The organism is Dictyoglomus sp. GBS (assembly GCF_055179815.1).
Genome location: NZ_CM143687.1, coordinates 1,680,774 through 1,699,869, shown reverse-complemented (window position 1 = coordinate 1,699,869; position 19,096 = coordinate 1,680,774). Strand labels below are relative to the sequence as shown.

The 19,096-nt window shown below is 32.1% G+C and carries 20 protein-coding genes and 1 other annotated feature (1 of these 21 running past the window's edge); of the genes, 17 read left to right on the top strand and 3 right to left on the bottom strand.

Annotated features, from left to right (window positions below; translation table 11 throughout):
- Window positions 1-129, top strand: a binding site (T-box leader) (it extends 145 nt beyond the left edge of the window).
- 60 nt (window positions 130-189) lie between these two features.
- Genes trpE through ACY3IT_RS08475 form a run of 8 tightly spaced genes read left to right on the top strand, consistent with a single transcriptional unit; the run spans window position 190 to window position 7,745 of the window.
- Window positions 190-1,605, top strand: coding sequence for an anthranilate synthase component I (gene trpE / locus ACY3IT_RS08510; protein WP_463082513.1), 1,416 nt, complete (start codon window positions 190-192; stop codon window positions 1,603-1,605).
- The gene (locus ACY3IT_RS08505; protein WP_463082512.1) at window positions 1,586-2,158 is read left to right on the top strand and encodes an anthranilate synthase component II; all 573 of its coding nucleotides are present in this window, start codon (window positions 1,586-1,588) and stop codon (window positions 2,156-2,158) included. The genes trpE and ACY3IT_RS08505 overlap by 20 nt, the downstream gene beginning before the upstream one ends.
- Entirely contained in the window at window positions 2,158-3,168 is a 1,011-nt protein-coding gene (gene trpD / locus ACY3IT_RS08500) for an anthranilate phosphoribosyltransferase (RefSeq protein ID WP_463082511.1), read from the top strand. Before ACY3IT_RS08505 ends, trpD begins: the two co-directional genes overlap by 1 nt.
- On the top strand, window positions 3,165-3,941 hold the full coding sequence (locus ACY3IT_RS08495; RefSeq protein ID WP_463082510.1) for an indole-3-glycerol phosphate synthase TrpC: 777 nt from the start codon (window positions 3,165-3,167) through the stop codon (window positions 3,939-3,941). The genes trpD and ACY3IT_RS08495 overlap by 4 nt, the downstream gene beginning before the upstream one ends.
- Window positions 3,917-4,546: a phosphoribosylanthranilate isomerase gene (locus ACY3IT_RS08490; protein WP_463082509.1), complete on the top strand. Its 630-nt coding sequence runs from the start codon at window positions 3,917-3,919 to the stop codon at window positions 4,544-4,546. Before ACY3IT_RS08495 ends, ACY3IT_RS08490 begins: the two co-directional genes overlap by 25 nt.
- Complete coding sequence (trpB, locus tag ACY3IT_RS08485) at window positions 4,524-5,723, top strand: tryptophan synthase subunit beta (protein ID WP_463082508.1); 1,200 nt, start codon at window positions 4,524-4,526, stop codon at window positions 5,721-5,723. Before ACY3IT_RS08490 ends, trpB begins: the two co-directional genes overlap by 23 nt.
- Entirely contained in the window at window positions 5,716-6,477 is a 762-nt protein-coding gene (gene trpA / locus ACY3IT_RS08480) for a tryptophan synthase subunit alpha (protein ID WP_463082507.1), read from the top strand. Before trpB ends, trpA begins: the two co-directional genes overlap by 8 nt.
- A 41-nt stretch (window positions 6,478-6,518) precedes the next feature.
- Window positions 6,519-7,745 (top strand): zinc-dependent alcohol dehydrogenase, encoded by a 1,227-nt coding sequence (locus ACY3IT_RS08475; RefSeq protein WP_463082506.1) that lies wholly within the window; start codon window positions 6,519-6,521, stop codon window positions 7,743-7,745.
- On the opposite strand, the gene ACY3IT_RS08470 is transcribed toward ACY3IT_RS08475, so the two are convergent.
- Window positions 7,742-8,395, bottom strand: coding sequence for a cyclodeaminase/cyclohydrolase family protein (locus tag ACY3IT_RS08470; RefSeq protein ID WP_463082505.1), 654 nt, complete (start codon window positions 8,393-8,395; stop codon window positions 7,742-7,744). The two genes, ACY3IT_RS08475 and ACY3IT_RS08470, sit on opposite strands and share 4 nt — an antisense overlap.
- Window positions 8,382-9,581, bottom strand: coding sequence for an aminotransferase class I/II-fold pyridoxal phosphate-dependent enzyme (locus ACY3IT_RS08465; RefSeq protein ID WP_463082504.1), 1,200 nt, complete (start codon window positions 9,579-9,581; stop codon window positions 8,382-8,384). The genes ACY3IT_RS08470 and ACY3IT_RS08465 overlap by 14 nt, the downstream gene beginning before the upstream one ends.
- Window positions 9,582-9,699: 118 nt before the next feature.
- Between ACY3IT_RS08465 and ACY3IT_RS08460 the strand changes: the two genes are divergently transcribed.
- From ACY3IT_RS08460 to ACY3IT_RS08420, 9 genes are all read left to right on the top strand, one after another.
- Window positions 9,700-10,662, top strand: a complete 963-nt coding sequence (locus ACY3IT_RS08460) for an L-lactate dehydrogenase (protein WP_463082503.1) — start codon at window positions 9,700-9,702, stop codon at window positions 10,660-10,662.
- A 135-nt stretch (window positions 10,663-10,797) separates the two neighbouring features.
- Window positions 10,798-11,706 carry a KaiC domain-containing protein gene (locus ACY3IT_RS08455; protein ID WP_463082502.1) on the top strand — a complete coding sequence of 303 codons (909 nt, stop codon included), beginning with the start codon at window positions 10,798-10,800 and terminating at the stop codon, window positions 11,704-11,706.
- Entirely contained in the window at window positions 11,693-12,076 is a 384-nt protein-coding gene (locus tag ACY3IT_RS08450) for a regulatory domain protein (RefSeq protein WP_463082501.1), read from the top strand. The genes ACY3IT_RS08455 and ACY3IT_RS08450 overlap by 14 nt, the downstream gene beginning before the upstream one ends.
- Before the next feature lies 1 nt (window position 12,077).
- Complete coding sequence (gene rlmD, locus ACY3IT_RS08445) at window positions 12,078-13,424, top strand: 23S rRNA (uracil(1939)-C(5))-methyltransferase RlmD (RefSeq protein WP_463082500.1); 1,347 nt, start codon at window positions 12,078-12,080, stop codon at window positions 13,422-13,424.
- An 84-nt stretch (window positions 13,425-13,508) separates the two neighbouring features.
- Window positions 13,509-14,453, top strand: coding sequence for an AAA family ATPase (locus ACY3IT_RS08440; RefSeq protein WP_463082499.1), 945 nt, complete (start codon window positions 13,509-13,511; stop codon window positions 14,451-14,453).
- A 2-nt stretch (window positions 14,454-14,455) separates the two neighbouring features.
- Window positions 14,456-15,595, top strand: coding sequence for a DUF58 domain-containing protein (locus ACY3IT_RS08435; RefSeq protein WP_463082498.1), 1,140 nt, complete (start codon window positions 14,456-14,458; stop codon window positions 15,593-15,595).
- Complete coding sequence (locus ACY3IT_RS08430; protein ID WP_463082497.1) at window positions 15,576-16,811, top strand: hypothetical protein; 1,236 nt, start codon at window positions 15,576-15,578, stop codon at window positions 16,809-16,811. The genes ACY3IT_RS08435 and ACY3IT_RS08430 overlap by 20 nt, the downstream gene beginning before the upstream one ends.
- 16 nt (window positions 16,812-16,827) lie before the next feature.
- Window positions 16,828-17,373 (top strand): D-lyxose/D-mannose family sugar isomerase, encoded by a 546-nt coding sequence (locus ACY3IT_RS08425; RefSeq protein ID WP_463082496.1) that lies wholly within the window; start codon window positions 16,828-16,830, stop codon window positions 17,371-17,373.
- A 2-nt stretch (window positions 17,374-17,375) separates the two neighbouring features.
- Entirely contained in the window at window positions 17,376-18,638 is a 1,263-nt protein-coding gene (locus ACY3IT_RS08420) for a ribonuclease HII (protein ID WP_463082495.1), read from the top strand.
- Here ACY3IT_RS08420 and ACY3IT_RS08415 read toward each other — a convergent pair.
- Window positions 18,588-19,085 (bottom strand): DUF4352 domain-containing protein, encoded by a 498-nt coding sequence (locus ACY3IT_RS08415; RefSeq protein ID WP_463082494.1) that lies wholly within the window; start codon window positions 19,083-19,085, stop codon window positions 18,588-18,590. The two genes, ACY3IT_RS08420 and ACY3IT_RS08415, sit on opposite strands and share 51 nt — an antisense overlap.
- Between the last annotated feature and the right edge of the window lie 11 nt (window positions 19,086-19,096).

The following is a 19,096-nucleotide window of genomic DNA, read 5'->3' as shown; positions in this document are numbered from 1 at the left end:
GCCGGAGTTGCCACCGTTATCAGGGCAAAGGGTATCGGAGTCGATGGTGTTCTCCTGTACCCGAAAAAGAGATGGGCAATGATGCTCAAGAAAGGTGGCACCGCGAGAGTAAACCCTCTCGCCCTTTAAAGGGCGAGAGGGTTTTTTATTTATAGGCTTTTGAGCTTCGTAAAAAGGAGGTGAAAGTTTATGGAGAAAATTATGACAGAGACCTATGTTCCTTTGGTTTTTGATTTTCCTGGAGATTATGAGACTCCTACCAGTCTTCTCTCTAAGATAAGAGAAGAAGAATATCTTTTTCTTCTTGAGAGTGCTGAAGGAGGAGAAAGGATTGGTAGGTATTCGTTTATAAGCTGGGGACCTAAGGAAATTTTGAGTTTTGATAAGAATGTAAATTATGACATTATTAATTATCTTGCCCAAAAGTATCCTGTTTTAAATGTAAGGAATAAGAAGGAACTTCCAAGATTTATTGGGGGTATTGTGGGTTATTTTAGTTACGATATTGTGAGACAGTGGGAAAAAATTCCTGAATTAACCTTAGATAATTTAAACTTTCCTATGGCTGAGTTCCAGTTAGTAGATTTTCTTGTTGTTTTTGATCATTTAAAAAGAAAAATAAGTGTGATTTTTGTTGTTCCAGAAGAAGAAATTGAAAACCCAATATTAAAAGAGAGAATTAATGAAAGATTAGCTCAAATAAAGGAACTATTTAAAAAAGAGTCCCAAAGAGTACCAGCTTATAAAAAGGAGTTTTCTATTGAAGCTCTAACTTCTCAAGAAGAATATGAAAATAACGTGGAGAAGGCAATTGAATATATTAAGGCTGGAGAAATTTTTCAAGTTGTTTATTCTCAGAGATTCTATACCGAATATGAAGGAGATCCCTATCTCTTATATAGAGCCTTAAGGTTGATAAATCCTTCTCCTTATATGTTTTATCTGAAATTTAAAAATAGGTATCTTATTGGTTCTTCTCCAGAGGCTTTGGTAAAAGTAGAAGGTGACAGGGCTGAGATAAGACCTATTGCTGGAACTCGTAGAAGGGGAGAAACGGAAGAAGAGGATAGAAACTTGGAAGAGGAGCTATTAAAGGATGAAAAAGAAAGAGCAGAACATACCATGCTTCTTGATTTAGCAAGAAATGATCTTGGGAGAGTAGCTGAAATAGGAACAGTGAGGGCAGAAAATGTAATGAAAATAGAGAAATACTCTCATGTTATGCATCTTGTTAGTACGGTATCATGTAGAATAAAAGAGGGAATTCATCCTCTTGAAGTATTAAGAGCTTCCTTCCCTGCAGGGACAGTTTCTGGAGCACCCAAGGTTAGAGCAATGGAAATTATAGAAGAACTTGAAAAATATAGAAGAGGACCTTACGCAGGAGGTGTTGGTTACTTATCGTTAAACGGAAATTTGGATACATGTATTTCCATAAGAACATTCTTTTTAGATGGGAAAAACCTTTATTTACAAACTGGTGCTGGTATTGTTTATGACTCTATAAAGAAACGAGAATATGAGGAATGTATAAATAAGGCGAAAGCATTATTTGAAGCTATAAAGACGGCGGGGGAGATGGATTATGATTTTGTTAATAGATAATTATGATTCATTTACTTATAATCTTTATCAATATTTAGCAGAGTATACAGATGTTTTAGTATATAGAAATGATCATATATCTTTGGATGATATATATAGATTAAAACCTAAGGCAATAGTTATATCACCAGGTCCATCTATACCTGAAAATGCAGGTATAAGTATTCCTGTGGTTAAAGAATTTAAGGATAAATTACCCATTCTTGGTATATGTTTGGGACATCAGGCTATAGCATCAGCTTTTGGCACAAAAGTTATAAGAGCACCTATTCCTATGCATGGCAAGGTTTCTCTTATTTATCATGATGGAAATCCTATCTTTAATGGCATAGAGAATCCCTTCCAAGCTACCAGGTATCACTCGTTAGTAGTGGATATGGAGACCTTACATCCTGATTTAAAAGTAATTTCTTGGACTTTAGATAAATTAATTATGGGAATTCAATATAAAGATAATCCAGTTTATGGTCTTCAATTTCATCCAGAGTCCATATTTACTCCATCTGGAAAGGATATAATTAAAAATTTCCTTAAAATAGGGGGTGTTTTGTAATGATTAAAGAATATATTAAAAAGATATCTGAGGGTAAAAATTTGAAATTTGAGGAAGCAAAGAATGTGGTTGAAATTTTGGATATGGAAGAGATTACAGAAGCACAATTGGGGGCATTTTTACTGGGATTAAGGGTTAAAGGAGAAGTTCCAGAAGAGCTTGCAGGTTTTGTCTCTGGGCTGTTTGAGAAAGCTAAAAAAATCCCAAACGTATCTCCTGCAATTGATGTGTGTGGTACAGGAGGGGATAAATCTAATACTTTTAATATCTCTACTGCAGTAGCATTTGTTTTAGCAAGTATGGGAATAAAAGTAGCAAAGCATGGTAATAGGGCCATGTCCAGTAAGTCAGGAAGTGTTGATGTTATTGAGGTTTTAGGCTTTAAGTGTAGTGATAATCCTGAGGAGATTGCTAAAAATATTGAGACTAATAATCTTGGTATAATTTTTGCTCCTTATTTCCATCCTGTTGTAGGAAAGGCAGTAAAAGTAAGGAGAGAGTTAGGAGTTGGAACAATTTTTAATATGGCAGGGCCTATGCTTAATCCAGCAAAATTGCAAGGCCAGATAATAGGAGTATATTCTGAAAATTTAATGAAGAAAATGGCAGAGGCAGCTTCTATTTTGGGAAGAGAGAATATTTTATTCTATCATGGAAAGGACGATGGGATAGATGAGATTTCTCTTTGTGGTACTACAATTATGGCTTATGTAAAAGGTAATAAAATAGATTATTTTGACTTTACCCCTGAGGATATTGGTTTAAAAAGGTATAAATTTGAGGATTTCTTAGGTGGTACTGCAGAAGAAAATGCTAAGATTTTGGAAAGTATTTTTAAGGGGGAAGGAACTGATGCCCAAACTGATATTGTTGCTTTAAATGCTTCTTTTGCTCTTTGGGTTTTAGGGAAGGTCAATAGTGTCAAAGAAGGATTTGATAATGTAAAGAACCATATTCTTTCTGGTAAAACCTATGAATATTTAGAGAGACTGAGGAGGGGTAATAAATGAACATATTAGATAAACTTGTGGAGGAGAAAAGAAAAATAATATATAACAGAATATATAAAATACAAACATCTTTTCCATATAAAGAAAAGGACTATTTTTTCAATACTCTCGTAAAAAATAGATTTAATATAATAGCTGAAGTAAAACCATCTTCTCCTGTAAAAGGTAGTCTCATGTCTCTAAGTATTTCTGAAATCTTAAGAATTTATGATATGGCAGATGAAATTTCTGCAATATCTATTCTTACTGCAGAAAGTTTCTCTGCTACTCTTGCTAATCTTCAACTAGCAAGGAATATTACTAAAAAACCCCTTCTTCAAAAAGATTTTATTCTTATTCCAGAGCAGATATATGAAGGTAGATTATTAGGAGCTGATGCTATCTTGCTTATTGCAAGAATATTACCAGTGGAAGATCTGGAGTCTTTATATAGGCTTATTATGAAACTTGATATGGAACCTATCATAGAAATCTATGATGAAAGGGATTTGAAGAAGGTTTTAAAACTAAATCCTCGAATAGTAATGATAAATAATAGAGATCTTAGTAGTTTTAGAGTTGACATTAAAAATACTATAAGACTTTTATCATACATTCCTAAGGATATTTTTGTAATTAGTGCAAGTGGTATCAAAGATAAAGAAGATATTAAAATTTTATACAGGTATGGAGTTAGAGGTGTGCTTGTAGGGGAAAGTATTGTAACTTCAGAAAATCCCAAGGAAAAGATAAAGGAGCTATATGAAGGATGTGGATTAAAATCTGTGGAATAACTGATATTATTACTGCATTACATTGTGAGATAGAAGGAGTTTCAGCTATTGGTTTGGTTTTTGTACCATGGTCACCAAGATTTATATCTTTTGAAAAGCTTGAAAAGCTTGGTCCCCATCTTAATAGATTAAAAATTATGAAGATTGGAGTTTTTATGAATCAGAGCGAAGAAGAAATTAAAAAAATTCTCGATATTGTTTCTTTAGATGGTATTCAGTTTCATGGAGATGAGAATTTAGAGTTTATGAAAAAGTTTAGAGAGTATTTTCTTATAAAGGCAATAAACACAGATCAGTATGAAGACTGGGCTGAAAGAGTTAGTTATTTTTCTCAGTTTTCCTATGTTCTTTTAGATAGGAGTAAAAATTCTGCTTTATCTTTTGAGGAGTTTCTAAGCAGGGCTAAAAGGATTATAAACTCAAAAACGATTATAGCAGGTGGAATTAGAGAAGATAATGTTTATGATGTTCTTAGGTTAAAACCATTTGGTATAGATCTTTCGAGTGGTGTGGAATTTGAAATAGGTAAGAAGGACCTTTTAAAAATATCAAAATTTATGAGAAAGGTGAGGGATTACAGTTATGAGGACGGAAAAGCTTCCTGATGAAAGGGGCTATTTTGGTGAGTTTGGGGGAAGATTTGTTCCTGAAACTTTGATGGAACCTTTATTACAGCTGGAATTAGCATACTATAAGCTAAAACAAGATGAAAATTTTAAAAAGGAATATGAATATTATTTAAGAAATTTTGTGGGTAGACCTACTCCTCTATATTATGCCTCAAAACTTTCTGAGAAGCTAAAAGCAAGGATATATTTAAAAAGAGAAGATCTTTGTCATACAGGAGCTCATAAAATCAATAATGCAGTAGGACAAGCATTACTTGCTAAATACATGAATAAAAAAAGATTAATAGCAGAAACAGGGGCTGGTCAGCATGGTGTTGCTACTGCTACTGTAGCTGCACTATTTGGTTTTAAGTGTACTGTATATATGGGAGAAGAAGATTGTAAAAGACAAGAGATGAATGTGTTGAGAATGAAGTTGTTAGGAGCTGAAGTTGTTCCTGTAAAGGTAGGATCAAGGACATTAAAAGAGGCAATAAATGAGGCTTTAAGAGATTGGGTCGCTCATCCAGAAGATAGTTATTATCTTTTAGGATCTGTGGTTGGTCCTCATCCTTATCCTATGATTGTAAGAGATTTCCAAAGGGTAATAGGAGATGAGGCAAGAAAGCAGATTTTAGAAATTGAAGATAGATTACCTGATTATCTTATTGCATCAGTAGGCGGTGGTAGTAACTCTATAGGGCTTTTCTATCCCTTTTTAGAGGATAATGTAAAGATTATAGGAGTAGAGGGAGGAGGAAAGGGTATAGAATCAGGTCTACATTCAGCAAGTATAAACTTTGGCAAAGTTGGAATACTTCATGGTGCTAAAATGTATCTTATCCAAGATGAAAATGGTAATGTTTCTCCTACTCACTCTGTTTCTGCTGGTCTTGATTATCCAGGGGTTGGTCCCGAACATAGTTACTTAGCTAAAATAGGAAGGGTGAAGTATGATATTGCTACTGATGATATAGCAATAAAAGGATTTTATGCCCTTTCAGAATTAGAAGGTATAGTTCCAGCTTTAGAGAGTGCTCATGCTATAGGATATCTGATAGAGCATAGAGATGATTTTCCTGAAAAAGAACCTCTTATAATTGTTAATTTATCAGGGAGAGGAGATAAAGATCTTGGAATAATTTATGCTCTATGGGAGGGGAAAAATGAGTAACCTTCAATATAAAATAATAAACAGAAAAAAGAAATTAGTTTTTGTCCCTTTTTTTGTAGCTGGCTTTCCTGATTTTAAGTTTTTAGAGAATTTTATTATTAAAAATAAAGATAAGATTGATATATTGGAACTTGGTATTCCCTTCTCTGATCCTGTAGCAGATGGCCCTGTACTTCAAGAAATTAATTATAGAGCTATTCTAAGTGGAGTAAGTTTGGAAAATACATTAAGTTGGTTGAAAGATACAGAGATACCAAAAGTGGTAGATGTAGTTTTTCTTTTATACTTTAATCTTCTGTATGATAGATTAGAAGAAAGACTTCAAAAAATTAAGGATATTGGAATAAAAGGTCTTGTCATACCAGATCTTCCTCTTGAGGAGAGTGAAGATCTTTTACCCATTTTCAATAAATATGGTTTAGATTTAGTGCTTTTTATATCACCTACCACAAGGAAGGAAAGAAGAGAAAAGATTATAAAAATAGCTCCAAGCTTTCTTTATTTTATATCGGTTAAGGGTGTTACAGGTGAACGAGATGAACTTCCTCAAGAGGGAATTAATTTTGCAAGAGAAGTAAGATTGGAAACAGATAAACCTTTGATTTGGGGGTTTGGTATAAGGAATAGAAATCAAATTGAAAATTTATATGGTTTAGTAGATGGTGTGATAGTGGGAAGTGCTTTTGGAAGGAAGTTATTAGAGGGACAAGATCTTCAAAATTATTTTGATGAATTATATGAGGCCACATTATAAGTAGTATAATAGGCAATAAAAAATACTTAGGAGGGATTGTTATGAAAGCAATATGGTTTGAAGAGAGTATCCCTCGATATTTGCTAAGTAAAACCTTAGGAAATATTCACCATTCTTTTTATTATAATGTATTTTCATGTATAAGATATGGAGATTTTCCAGAGCCAAAACTTCCAGGACCTAAGTGGGTAAAGATAAAAACTCTTATGGGGGGAATTTGTGGGAGTGATATTGGTCTTATAAAACTTCATGATAGTCCTGCAACTTCTCCCTTTGCGTCTTTTCCTTTTGTTATAGGGCATGAAAATTTAGGAGTAATTGTAGAGAAAGGTGAAGAAGTGGAGGGTTTTGAGGTAGGAGATAGAGTGATTGCTGATCCAACTCTCTCTTGTAGGGCAAGGGATATAGATCCACCTTGTGAGAAGTGTCAAAATTGGGAGTTTTCTCAATGTTTTAATTTTAATAAGGGAAGTGTATCACCTGCACTAATGATTGGAGCATGTAGGGATACAGGAGGAAGCTGGGGAGAATATTATGTGGCCCATGAGTTTCAATTATTTAAAGTGCCAGATAAAATTACAAATGAGAATGCCATTTTAGTAGATGCATTTTGTTCTGCATTACATCCTGTTATGAGAAATTTTCCCAAGGATACAGATACAGTTTTAGTGGTCGGGGCAGGAAGTATAGGAATAAATGTTGTAAGTTCATTGCGAGCTTTAGGAAGTAAGGCGAGAATCATAGTTCTTGCGAGATATAAATTTCAAGGAGATTTTGCAAAACATTATGGGGCAGATGAGGTTATATATACTAAAGGATTAGAAAAGTCTAAATTATATAAAAAGATTGTAGAGATGACTGGAGGTGAAGTATTAAAACCCGTTTTAGGAAAGCCTGTTGTGGTTGGAGGTGCAGATATAGTATTCGAATGTGTGGGAAGCGATGATTCTATTGATGATGCATTGAGACTTACTAAACAAGGAGGAAAAACAGTATTTGTAGGTTTGGTGGGAATTACCAAAAAAGTGGATTGGACCTTTGTCTGGTTTAAAGAATTAAAGGTTGCAGGGACAAATAGTAGTAGTGGTGAGATATTTAGAGGAGAGAGAAAAAGAGGTTATGAGATAGCTCTTACTTTAATGAAGGAAGGTTTGGATCTATCACCTCTACTTACCCTTACCTTTAAGTTGGATGAGTATAAAAAAGCAATACAGATGAACTTTCTTAGGGGAAAGTATGGATTAGTAAAGACAGCTTTTGTATTTTAAGATATTTGAAGAACACTTTCTACCTCTTCGTATATTCTGTCGGCAAGCTGAATCCCCTCTTCTAATAAAGATTCAGCTTGCCTTTGAATTTCATTAACAAAATTTTTATCCCTTATACTAACAAGATTTATCTTAACATTAAGCCAAGCGGACTGAATAGCAGATTTAAGACATAAGGCGCTTACACCAATATCACTTACCGCATTAGGGTTGGAGTTTCCTAAGGTATTTTCAAGAATTTTTAGGGCTTCTAAACTCTTTTTCATGACTTCAAGGGGTACTAATGATGCTTCTTTTAATGTATTTTCTAATATTTCTTTCCTTTTTTCCTTTTCTTCAGGATTATTTTTAGGAAGTTTTAAGGCTTCTGCTACTTTATTAAAGGCTTCAGCATCTTTTTCTATAAGATCTAATAATTCTTTCTGTAGTTTTTCATTTTTTTCTACAATTTCTTCCATTAATTCCTCTTTATCTTTAAATTTTTCTTTTCCTATGGTTAAATTTGCAACCATAGATGATAATGCAACCCCAATACTTCCAACTAAGGCTGCTGCAGCTCCTCCTCCAGGTGCAGGTTCCTTTGAGGCAAGTAGATCTATAAATTCTTTTATTGCATAGTTTATAAATTTTATGTTTTTAGATGATTCCAAGTTTTTTCCCTGCCTTTTCAAAAATTTCTAAGGCCCTATCAATTTGATCTTCAGTATGAGTTGCCATATAACTTGTTCTTAGAAGAGATTGATTAGGTGGAACACCAGGTGGAAGTACAGGGTTACAATAAACTCCTAAGTCAAAAAGCTCTTTCCACATATATATGGTTTTCCATCGATCCCTTATATATATGGGTATAATAGGGGTACAGCTATTTCCAATATCAAAACCTAAAGATTTTAATCCCTCTCTCATTCTATTGCTAATTTTCCATAGATGCTCTATTCTTTCAGGTTCTTCTTGCATAACCTCTAATGCTGCTAAAGCAGCTGCAGTATTGGCAGGAGACATGCTAGCAGAGAATATAAAGGACCGTGCTGTATGTTGTACATAAAAAATGGTGTCTTCATCTCCTGCTATAAAACCTCCAAGACTGGCAAAAGATTTACTAAAAGTACCCATTATAATATCTACTTTATCTTCTACTCCAAAATAATTAGCAGTACCTCTACCGTGATCACCCAATACTCCTATAGAATGGGCATCATCTACCATCAACCTGGCATTATATTTTTCACAGAGTTTGATAATTTCGGGGAGTGGTGCAATATCTCCTGCCATTGAAAATATACCATCTACTATTATCAATTTTCCTGCATTGTCAGGACAAGAAGCAAGCACTTTTTCTAAATCCTCCATATCATTATGTTTAAACCTTTTCATTTCTCCCTGAGATAGTCTACATCCATCAATAATAGAAGCATGATCTTCCTTATCTGTAATTGCAATATCTCCTTTACCTATTAAAGCAGATATTGTTCCTAAATTGGTTTGATAACCTGTAGAAAATACTAAAGCTGCCTCTTTATGGAGAAATTCTGCAAGTTTCTCTTCTAATTCTTTATGAAGTTTTAAAGTTCCATTCATAAAACGTGATCCAGTACAACTTGTACCATATTCTTTAATGGCTTTTATAGCTGCTTCTTTTACTTTGGGATGGGTAGTTAGACCAAGATAGTTGTTAGAACCAAGCATTATTAATCTTCTACCATTAATAACTACTTCTGTACCTTCTGTCTCTTCTAACGGAAGAAAGAATGGATAAATGCCTTGATCTATAGCTACTCTTGCTTCATTTAAGAAATGATCAGGTCCTATATTTCTAAATTTATCAAATAAGTCCATTTTGTACTCCCATCCTTTCTAATTGTTTTTTAGATAATTTTAACACAAAAATTGTTGACTTTGCATTGTTTTTAAGTTATTATTATATGGAATTTGGACTAAAAAGGTAGGTGATTATATGAGAAACAAGGTATTTATAGTAGGGGCGGGTTTTGTAGGATCTTCTTTTGCTTATAGCTTAATGCAGAGAGGTATAGCTAGGGAAATTGTTTTGTTTGATATAGATAAGAATAGGGCTTTAGGAGAAGCTATGGATCTTTCTCATGGGGTATCTTTTACTAAACCTACAATAATAAAGGCTGGAGAATTAAGAGAAGCAAAAGATTCAGATTTAGTAGTTATTACTGCAGGAGCAAAGCAAAGACCTGGTGAAACAAGATTACAACTTATTGATAGAAATCTACAAATATTTAAAGATTTAATTCCAAAAATATTAGAATCTGGATTTAATGGGATTTTCTTGGTGGTGACAAATCCAGTAGATGTACTTACTTATGTTACTTATAAGCTTTCTGGTTTCCCAAGACAAAGAGTAATAGGTTCTGGAACTGTACTTGATAGTTCAAGATTTGCATATCTTCTTTCTCAACATTGTAATGTAGACCCAAGATCAGTTAATGCCTATATAATAGGTGAACATGGCGATTCTGCTGTTGCAGCTTGGAGTTTAACCCATATTGGTGGAATTCACATATCTGATTTTTGTCCTGTATGTGGTAAAAATTGCTTTACTCAAGAAATTATGGAGAATATTTTGAAAGAAGTAAGAGAATCTGCTTATAAGGTGATTGAACTTAAAGGAGCAACATATTATGCTATAGGCTTAGCTTTAGTAAATATTGTTGAAGCTATTTTGAGGGATGAAAATAGAATTTTGCCTGTATCTTCAGTACATAAAGATATATTAGGTATAAACGATATTCCATTAAGTTTGCCTTCTATAATAAATAGAAATGGGATTGAAAAGGTATTAAATATAAAACTTTCTGAAAAGGAAGTATTGGAATTATTGAATTCTGCAAAAATAATTAAACAAATGATAGATTCCTTAGATTTTGATAAAGAACCAATTTTTAGTTGATCTATTAATTCAACTTTAAACCCTTTTAACCTCTTTAACACCCTATCCCCTGGGTCTCCCCTCCCAGGGGATTTTTCTATGATATACTACTTTTGAGACTTGAATTAAAAATAATTTTTTTAAGGGGGAATTATTATGGAGAAAGAAGAGAAGGTGTATCAGTCTCAATATGAAGTTGTAGAAGATGCAATATTATCTTTAAGAGATATAGGTGATAGAGCAGTAGAGATAAGAGGAGTACCTACAGGAATTGAGGGATTAGATAATTTATTTTTTACCACAAAAATAGAAAAGGGAAAAACAAAAGTTGTATCTTTAGGAGGTATTCCTCAATATAGTGTTTTTAATTTGACTGGTATATCAGATACTGGAAAGAGTTTAATGGGGGAACAATTTGCAATAAAGCAGGCTTCTCTTGGCTATTCAGTTGCCTTTATTACAGTAGAGTCTCCGGCACATTTTGTGGCTACATCTATGAAATCAAGAGCTGTAGCTATGGGAGTAGAGGAAAATGTTATAGACGATAATATAGTTTTTATTGATGCAGCTTCTTATTCTAAATTAAGAGAGGATGTTCCTACACTTCTTGCAACTCTTGCACATGCTATTAAAAAATATAAAATAAAATTTACTGTTATTGATTCAATAACTGGTTTATATGAAGCAAAAGAGATGATGGCAAGAGTAATAGTGAGACAACTTTTCAACTTTATGAAAAAGTGGTACCAAACAGCCATATTTATATCTCAAAAGAGATCAAGCCAAGAAGAGTTCTCAGCTGAAGCAGCTGGAGGCTTTGCTATTTCCCATATAGTAGATGGTACCATGGTACTTTCAAAGGTGCTTATAAGTAGCCAATATATGGAAAGAATATATAAGCGTCCTTTAGGAGAACTGGTTAGACTTTTTAGGATAGATGGTTGTAGAATGTGTGGACATAGTACAGATACTTTTCTTCTTGAAATTGATAGGAATGGTTTAGTAAGAATAGGACCATCTTTAAAAGAACTTTCTAAGGGGGTGAAATTAGATGCCAATTCTTAGTGGTGAAGATATTCCTTTACAAGAGGATGAGCTTGATAATATTGCTATGAAAACTTTTTTGAAAACATTGGAGATTTTGGGGGGACCAAGGAAATTGATTCTTTTTAGAAATCTTACTTGGGTACCAAGTTTAATTGAAGCATGTTATGCAGTAGTACTAAGGGACAGATATATGAAAACGGAGACTGAGATTGCAGAATTTTTAGGGCTGACTAAGCAGACTGTTAGAAATATATTAAAGGCAGATCCAGATATAGTATTGGATATTCTTGAGGATGAGTTTAAGAAAAAGGAGCTTAAGACTCATGTTGCGGGAGGACTTGCCAAATTAGCTTATAGAAAGATAAAGGAGGATTTAGAGATTAAGTAAAGTGGTAAAAGTAGGGGAAGAATACATAGTAAAAATTGATGGGATTAATTCTCAAGGACAAGGAATAGCCCATATTGAGGGATTTGTGGTATTTGTTGATTACGGCCTTCCTAGTGAAATAGTAAAGATCAGAATTCATACAGCTAAAAAAGATTATGCTATAGGTAAAATTGTAGATTTTGTTGAAAAAGATACCCATAGGGTTGATCCTCTATGCGATGTTTTTTATAGATGTGGTGGTTGCCATTTAATGCATGTTAGTTATGAATATCAATTGGATTTAAAAAGAAGGATAGTTGAGGATACATTTAAGAGAATTGGTAAAGTTAATGTATATATTAAACCTGTTATTGGTATGGATTACCCTTATAGATATAGAAATAAGGCAAAGATTCCTGTTGGGCGAAGAAATGGCAAAATAGTAGTTGGTTTTTATAAAACTAATACTCATCATATTGTGGATATTAAAAAGTGCATAGTTCAACATGAGGATACTGACGGACTTATTGAAACAGTTAAAGAGGCAATAAAGAAATTTAGGATAGAAATATACAATGAATTAGAACACAAAGGAGAAATTAGATTTATGGTAGCTCGCAGATCCTTTGCCTTTGATGAATTAATGGTTATTTTAGTTTCAAAGAAGATGCTTAATAATGCTAAGAAAATTGCAAGATATTTTAAATTCAAACATCCAAATTTAAGATCATTTTATATTAATATTAATCCAAAGCGTACAAATGAGATATTTGGAGAGGAATCAAGACTCATATGGGGAGAAGAGGTCATAAAGGACAAAATAGGGGGTTTTATTTTTGAAATTTCTCCCGTTTCTTTCTTTCAGGTAAATTCGATACAAACAGAAAAACTATATAGTAAAGCTGTAGAATATTTATCAGAAGATAGCAATTTAGTTTTTGATGCTTATTGTGGAATTGGTACTATATCTTTATTTTTATCTAAAAAGGCCAAAAAAGTGTATGGAATTGAGATAGAAAGATCAGCCATAGAAGATGCGTGGAAAAACACCAGAATAAACAAGGTTAAAAATGTAGAATTTATTTGGGGTAGATCAGAAGAGGTTATTCCCAGGTTAATCTCTGAAGGTAAAATTCCTGATGCAGTGGTTTTAGATCCACCAAGAAAAGGATGTGATAAGATTCTTTTGGATGCGATTATAAATAGTAATGTTAAGCAAATCATTTACATATCCTGTTATCCCTCAACCTTGGCTCGCGATATAAATGTTCTTGTAAATTCTGGATATAGGGTTAAAGAAGTTCAACCTGTAGATATGTTTCCTCATACATTTCATGTAGAAAACATTGTGTTATTAGAAAAAGATTAATTCTTCAAAAAATTTATTCTCCTAATATTAAAAGAGTGATAAAATAAAAAGTAAAAGAACCTAAATAATGGGAGGATAATTTCAATGGATATAGAAAAATACATAGATTTTAAAGAAAAAGTGGTGAAAAACGTTTCAAGGGTTATTGTTGGCAAAGAGAAAATAATAGAGCTAATAGCGGTTGCATTTATTTGTGGGGGACATGTGTTGATAGAAGATGTTCCCGGCCTTGGTAAAACTCTAATGGTTAAAGCTTTTGCGAAGACAATAGGAGGAAGCTTTAAAAGAATACAATTTACTCCTGATCTTTTACCGTCAGATCTTACAGGTATAAATTTTTATAATCAAAAAAAGGGAGAATTTGAATTTAGACCGGGTCCATTATTTGCCAATATAATCTTAGCTGATGAGATTAATAGGGCAACTCCAAGGACTCAATCAAGCTTATTAGAAGCTATGGAGGAAAAACAAGTAACGGTTGATGGTGTCACAAGAAGACTTCCTGATCCTTTTATGGTTCTTGCAACCCAAAATCCAGTTGAAACTTATGGTACTTTCCCTCTACCAGAAGCTGAATTAGATAGATTTTTTATGAGAATAAAGATAGGATATCCCAATAGAGAAGAAGAAATAGAGATAATAAATAGAAACAAGAAAAGGGATATGCTTGAGGATATAGAAACTGTGGTAGATACTGATGAGATAAATTATTTAAGAGAGAATTTTATTAATGTTAGGGTTTCAAAAGAAGTTATGGATTATCTCTTAGATATTATAGATTCAACAAGAAAATCAGAATCTATACTTCTTGGAGTAAGTCCAAGAGGAAGCGTAGCTTTGTTTAAAGCAAGTCAGGTTTTTGCATTATTTAATGGAAGGGATTATATTATTCCTGAGGATATAAAATATTTGGCTCCTTTCATTCTCAATCACCGTATAATCACTATTGGGGCTTCGAAGAGTAAAGACATATATGAGGTAATAAATAACTTATTAGAAACTATAAAAGTACCTGTAGAGGAGATTTAACCTTGATTTATATTTTATTTTTTGTCATTCTTATAGGGTTAATAATAAATGAGCTTTCTAAATATTATGTTTTAGAAGGTCTCAGCTTTCATAGATATTTTTCAAAAAAATTAATAGAACCAGGAGAAGAGTTTTTCATTGAAATTGTAATAGAAAACAAAAAAATTATACCGGTTACTTTCTTGCAAGTAGTGGAGGAACTTCCAGGAACATTAGATTATAAGTTTAAAGTTGATAAGATAAGAACGAAGAATTTTCTATATCATACTATGACTTTTTTTATACTACCTTTTCAAAGGATAAGAAGAAAGTATTTGGCTACATGTTATAAAAGAGGAAGATATATTTTTGGTAATGTGGAGATTTTAGGGGGAGATTTTTTTGGGCTTAAGGTTAAGACTAAATCTTTAAATTATATGCAAGATATTGTTGTGTTACCTAAGAAGATGGATATGGAAGAGGGTTTAATACCTTATGGAGATTATCATGGAGATATATCGGTTAAGAGATGGATTATTGAAGATCCAACCATGATAATAGGAGTAAAGGAATATACTGGTAGAGAACCTTCTAAAACAATTCATTGGCCTTTGTCCTTAAAACATGGAGAATTATTGGTTAAAAATTTTGATTTTACCTTTGAAAACAATGTTATGATTCTTCTTAATGTAGAATGCTCAAAGCCCTATTGGTTTAATATGGATGAAGAAGGTATTGAGAAATGTATATCTATAGCGAGAGGAGTAGCTGAAGCTTTTAACGAGAAGAAGATTCCTTTTGGCTTTTCTACTAATTCCTTGATTTATGGACTTTCAAGGGATGAAAACACTATATATCCTGGGATAGGAGAGGCTCATCTATATTTGCTGTTAGAGTATTTAGGAAGGGTTTCTTATAATGTTAATTTACCTTTTGAAGAGACCATAAAGAGATTTTTTAGAACAGGAAATTTACTTATTTCTACATTTGTTATAATTACTCCTTATGTGTTGAAAGAGTATATTCCTATTATAAATTCTTTAGATACAGAATTCACAAAAGTGATTGTCATATCCATAAATAGTGATAATTTTCCTTATCTTTCAGAAAGAATATTGAAATATGAGGTTAAAAAGGATAAAAATGTGGCTTATATTTCTTGATTTATTAGCAAGAATTTCTTTTCTTTTTTCTTTGATAGGTACAGCTATTATTCTGCTTTACAACCTTAAGATATATTATATTTCATATCTTTCCTTAGTTTTTGTTTTACTTTGTGGAGTTATTATTAAGAGGAGATTTAAAAAACTTATCTTTCTCCCTTTCCTACTGCTTTTGTTTGTCCCAATTTTCATATATGAGAAATTGTTTTTGTTAATTTTAGGAGGATTAACTTTATTTCTTCTTTATACCCAAAGGGATGTTACGTATGGCTCAGTTTTAGAGCATTTTAATAAAACCTATCCCTTAGCTTTATTATTATTTCTTACAACTTTCGCTATGAGATATATAAGTACTATTAAGTTTATTATTTTAGAAAGTGTAGTATCATCATCCTTGTTGATGTATTTTATATCAAGCATAATTCTGCTAAGAACTTTAAGATATTTAGAGCATAAACCGGAAGATAAAAATCTTATGTCCTTAAATATTAGATATGCCTTGGCTATTCTTGTTTTCTCTATGCTTTTGAGTATACCTTTTGTGAGAGATAAATTGTTTTGGGTAGCAAGTTATGTTTTCTCTTTTATTTATTTCATTTTTATAACTTTAATTTCAGTTATCTTTATTATTATCGGATATGTGATAGGTAAAATAATTTACTTTATTATCTCCTTTATGGCTAACAGAGGATTAATTGGAAGATCTTCAAGAGAAATTATGAATATGAATCCCGAGATAAATAAATTCCTCAAATTCCTTTGGGAGAGGAGACATATAACTTCCGATTTATTAGATAAGATTATAATTGTGTCATTTTATATCTTTGTAACGGTAACACTAATTTTAATTATATATTGGGTAATGAAGAGATTTTATAGAACGTATAAAAAAGAAGAAAACTATATAGAAGAAAAAGAATTTATATTCCCCTCTTTGAATCCAATAAAGATGCTTCAAAATCTTTTTGGTAGGGATAATCTTAATCCTATTAGAGAATACTACAGGAAATACCTTTTAGATAGTAGAGAAATGGGGGCTGATATTAGATATTCTGATACTACTTACGATGTCTATAAGAAGACCTCTGATCTTTTTAATGATAATTCATTGAAAAGAATGAGAAATATTTATATTGAAGTAAGATATGGGTTTGGCAGAATAACATCTGAGCTTATTAAGGAGTTTAAGAAACTTTATAAGAGTTTAAATAAATAGATTCAGGAGGTTGATTATGAAAAGAAGTGAATATGATAAGGCAAGAGAGAAAGCCATTTCTTTTTTGGAAAAAGCCCATATAGTAATTACGGAGGAAGAAAAGAGAAAGATTGAAGTGGCTGATTTTGGTTTAGGAATGTTGTCTGTTTTTGGACTTCAAATACTTACATATGTGAGTACTGAGAGGGTTTGTGCAAAAGAACTTATTTTGTTTCCTCGCCAAACATGTCCCGAACATAGACATCCCCCATTTAATGGAGATTTAGGTAAAGAAGAGACTTTTAGATGTAGATGGGGAAAGGTTTATCTTTATGTTCCTGGAGAACCAACAAGAAATCCAAAGGCTATTATTCCAGAAGATAAGAGAAGATATTTTACAGTTTGGCATGAGATTGAGTTAAATCCTGGTGAACAATATACTTTATATCCTAATACCCCTCATTGGTTTCAGGCAGGAGATGAAGGAGCTATTGTTTCAGAATTTTCTACAAGAAATTCTGATGAATATGATATATTTACAGATCCTAATATAAAGAGAATTCCTGTAATAGAGGAAGATTAAAGGTGTATGGAAGTACATGGGTTGTAACCAGAGAAAAGGCAGAAAAAATAAAGGAAGAGCTCATAAAAAGAGGGGGAATAGAGGAAAATCCTAAAAGTATTTATGAGATTTGGAGGATAAGATTAGGAAATAGTATATTTATATACTATTCATCTAATAAGCTTTACAGCACTCCTTCTAATGAGATATGGAGAATTTGGGAATTAATAGATTCCATAATAAAGAGTGAAAGTGATAATTTAAAGAATTATTTGTTGGGATTTGATGAGACGGGAAAAGGGGAGCCTTTTGGGCCACTTGTACTTGCAGGAGTAATGGTACCTAAGGAAATTCTGAAAAATATTTCTTTAGAATTTAGTACTTCTGATACCAAGAAAAAACATAATTATGAATATTGGGAAAAATTGCTTTTTTCTCTGAATTCAATAGAAGATCTAAAATATAAGATTGATCTTATAATGCCAAGGGAAATAGATAGATTTAATATAAATATGTTGATGGATCTGGGATATGAGAAACTATTGAAAAATCTTATTTATAATGTACCTTTTGAAGACTTAAGGATTGTAATTGATGATTATGGTATAGGTAATATTCTTAATAAATATTTACAGCATGTTAAAGAAAAGGGGGCTGAAGTTATTACTATTTCTGATTCAGAAAATAAGTTTATAGAAGTGAGAGTAGCTTCCTTAATTGCCAAAGCATATAGAGAAAAATTTTTGAAGAAGATCTCAGAAGTATATAAACTTGAAGAAGAAGTTATAAAAGGAAATTTGTCTGATATTTATGTAAGAGATAGGTTTTTGCAGTATAAAAAACAAGATTTCTGGTTTTTGAGAAGGTCATTTGGTGAAAAGAAAATTAAAGAGAAACCATCTTTTATAAATATGATAGACGAAGAGGGTAGAGTTATATGTTTTTTCTGTGGAAAGGCTTCATATCAAGTAATTTTAGATAACTATAAGTTTAAATGCATATACTGTGGAAAAGAAATGAAAGATTTGCAGTTTGCCTTAAAGTATAAATATGGAGTTATAAAGGTAGAAGATAAAAGGATTATAAATATGATTTTAGATATTTTTAAGCATAAAGATATATTGGATGGCTTTGATTTTATATTGCCTGAAGGTAGCCTCCAAGATCTTCTTCCCTTTAGAGATATGGGAAAGATTTTAATAGATACTAAAAGTTCGTACCTGACTTATATAGAGCTAAATCTTCAAGGAGATAGTATAGTTTTTTCCCTTATTAGGAATGTCTAAGATTTTTAACTTATAAGGTGTATTGTTTTTATTTAATTCAAATATGAGGAGACCAGATTTCATCTCGTTAGGTTTTATATACCTCATGAAAAATACTTCTTGCCCCCTTAAACCATAATAAATAGCTCCTAATGTACTAATAGGAATTTTAATTCCATCATCATTTATAAGACGAAAATTATCGTGTTTTATTAATAATTCTTTATTTGTTTTGTTTAGCACATATATTTCAAAGATATAAAAGACATGGTTTTTCTCTGGCTTTATATTAGAAGAATCAAAAGGTAAAGCTTCTAATTTGTCAATTTTGGATATATAAAAGATTAATCCATCTATATTTTCTCCTTTTACTTCTTTTCCTTGTATGGTTAAGGATATATCTTCAGCTATTATTATTGAGAAAAGAGGGATAATAAATAAGACTAAAATTATTATAGCTTTTTTCATATACACCCCCA

Bases quoted from the DNA above. Each gene is read 5' to 3' on its own strand.
- ACY3IT_RS08505 (WP_463082512.1), top strand. From the start codon at position 1,586: ATGATTTTGTTAATAGATAATTATGATTCATTTACTTATAATCTTTAT.
- trpD (WP_463082511.1), top strand. From the start codon at position 2,158: ATGATTAAAGAATATATTAAAAAGATATCTGAGGGTAAAAATTTGAAA.
- ACY3IT_RS08450 (WP_463082501.1), top strand. From the start codon at position 11,693: ATGCCAATTCTTAGTGGTGAAGATATTCCTTTACAAGAGGATGAGCTT.
- ACY3IT_RS08455 (WP_463082502.1), top strand. From the start codon at position 10,798: ATGGAGAAAGAAGAGAAGGTGTATCAGTCTCAATATGAAGTTGTAGAA.
- ACY3IT_RS08440 (WP_463082499.1), top strand. From the start codon at position 13,509: ATGGATATAGAAAAATACATAGATTTTAAAGAAAAAGTGGTGAAAAAC.
- ACY3IT_RS08415 (WP_463082494.1), bottom strand. From the start codon at position 19,085: ATGAAAAAAGCTATAATAATTTTAGTCTTATTTATTATCCCTCTTTTC.
- ACY3IT_RS08425 (WP_463082496.1), top strand. From the start codon at position 16,828: ATGAAAAGAAGTGAATATGATAAGGCAAGAGAGAAAGCCATTTCTTTT.
- trpE (WP_463082513.1), top strand. From the start codon at position 190: ATGGAGAAAATTATGACAGAGACCTATGTTCCTTTGGTTTTTGATTTT.
- ACY3IT_RS08490 (WP_463082509.1), top strand. From the start codon at position 3,917: ATGTGGATTAAAATCTGTGGAATAACTGATATTATTACTGCATTACAT.
- ACY3IT_RS08460 (WP_463082503.1), top strand. From the start codon at position 9,700: ATGAGAAACAAGGTATTTATAGTAGGGGCGGGTTTTGTAGGATCTTCT.
- ACY3IT_RS08475 (WP_463082506.1), top strand. From the start codon at position 6,519: ATGAAAGCAATATGGTTTGAAGAGAGTATCCCTCGATATTTGCTAAGT.
- ACY3IT_RS08465 (WP_463082504.1), bottom strand. From the start codon at position 9,581: ATGGACTTATTTGATAAATTTAGAAATATAGGACCTGATCATTTCTTA.
- ACY3IT_RS08495 (WP_463082510.1), top strand. From the start codon at position 3,165: ATGAACATATTAGATAAACTTGTGGAGGAGAAAAGAAAAATAATATAT.
- ACY3IT_RS08430 (WP_463082497.1), top strand. From the start codon at position 15,576: ATGTGGCTTATATTTCTTGATTTATTAGCAAGAATTTCTTTTCTTTTT.
- trpB (WP_463082508.1), top strand. From the start codon at position 4,524: ATGAGGACGGAAAAGCTTCCTGATGAAAGGGGCTATTTTGGTGAGTTT.
- trpA (WP_463082507.1), top strand. From the start codon at position 5,716: ATGAGTAACCTTCAATATAAAATAATAAACAGAAAAAAGAAATTAGTT.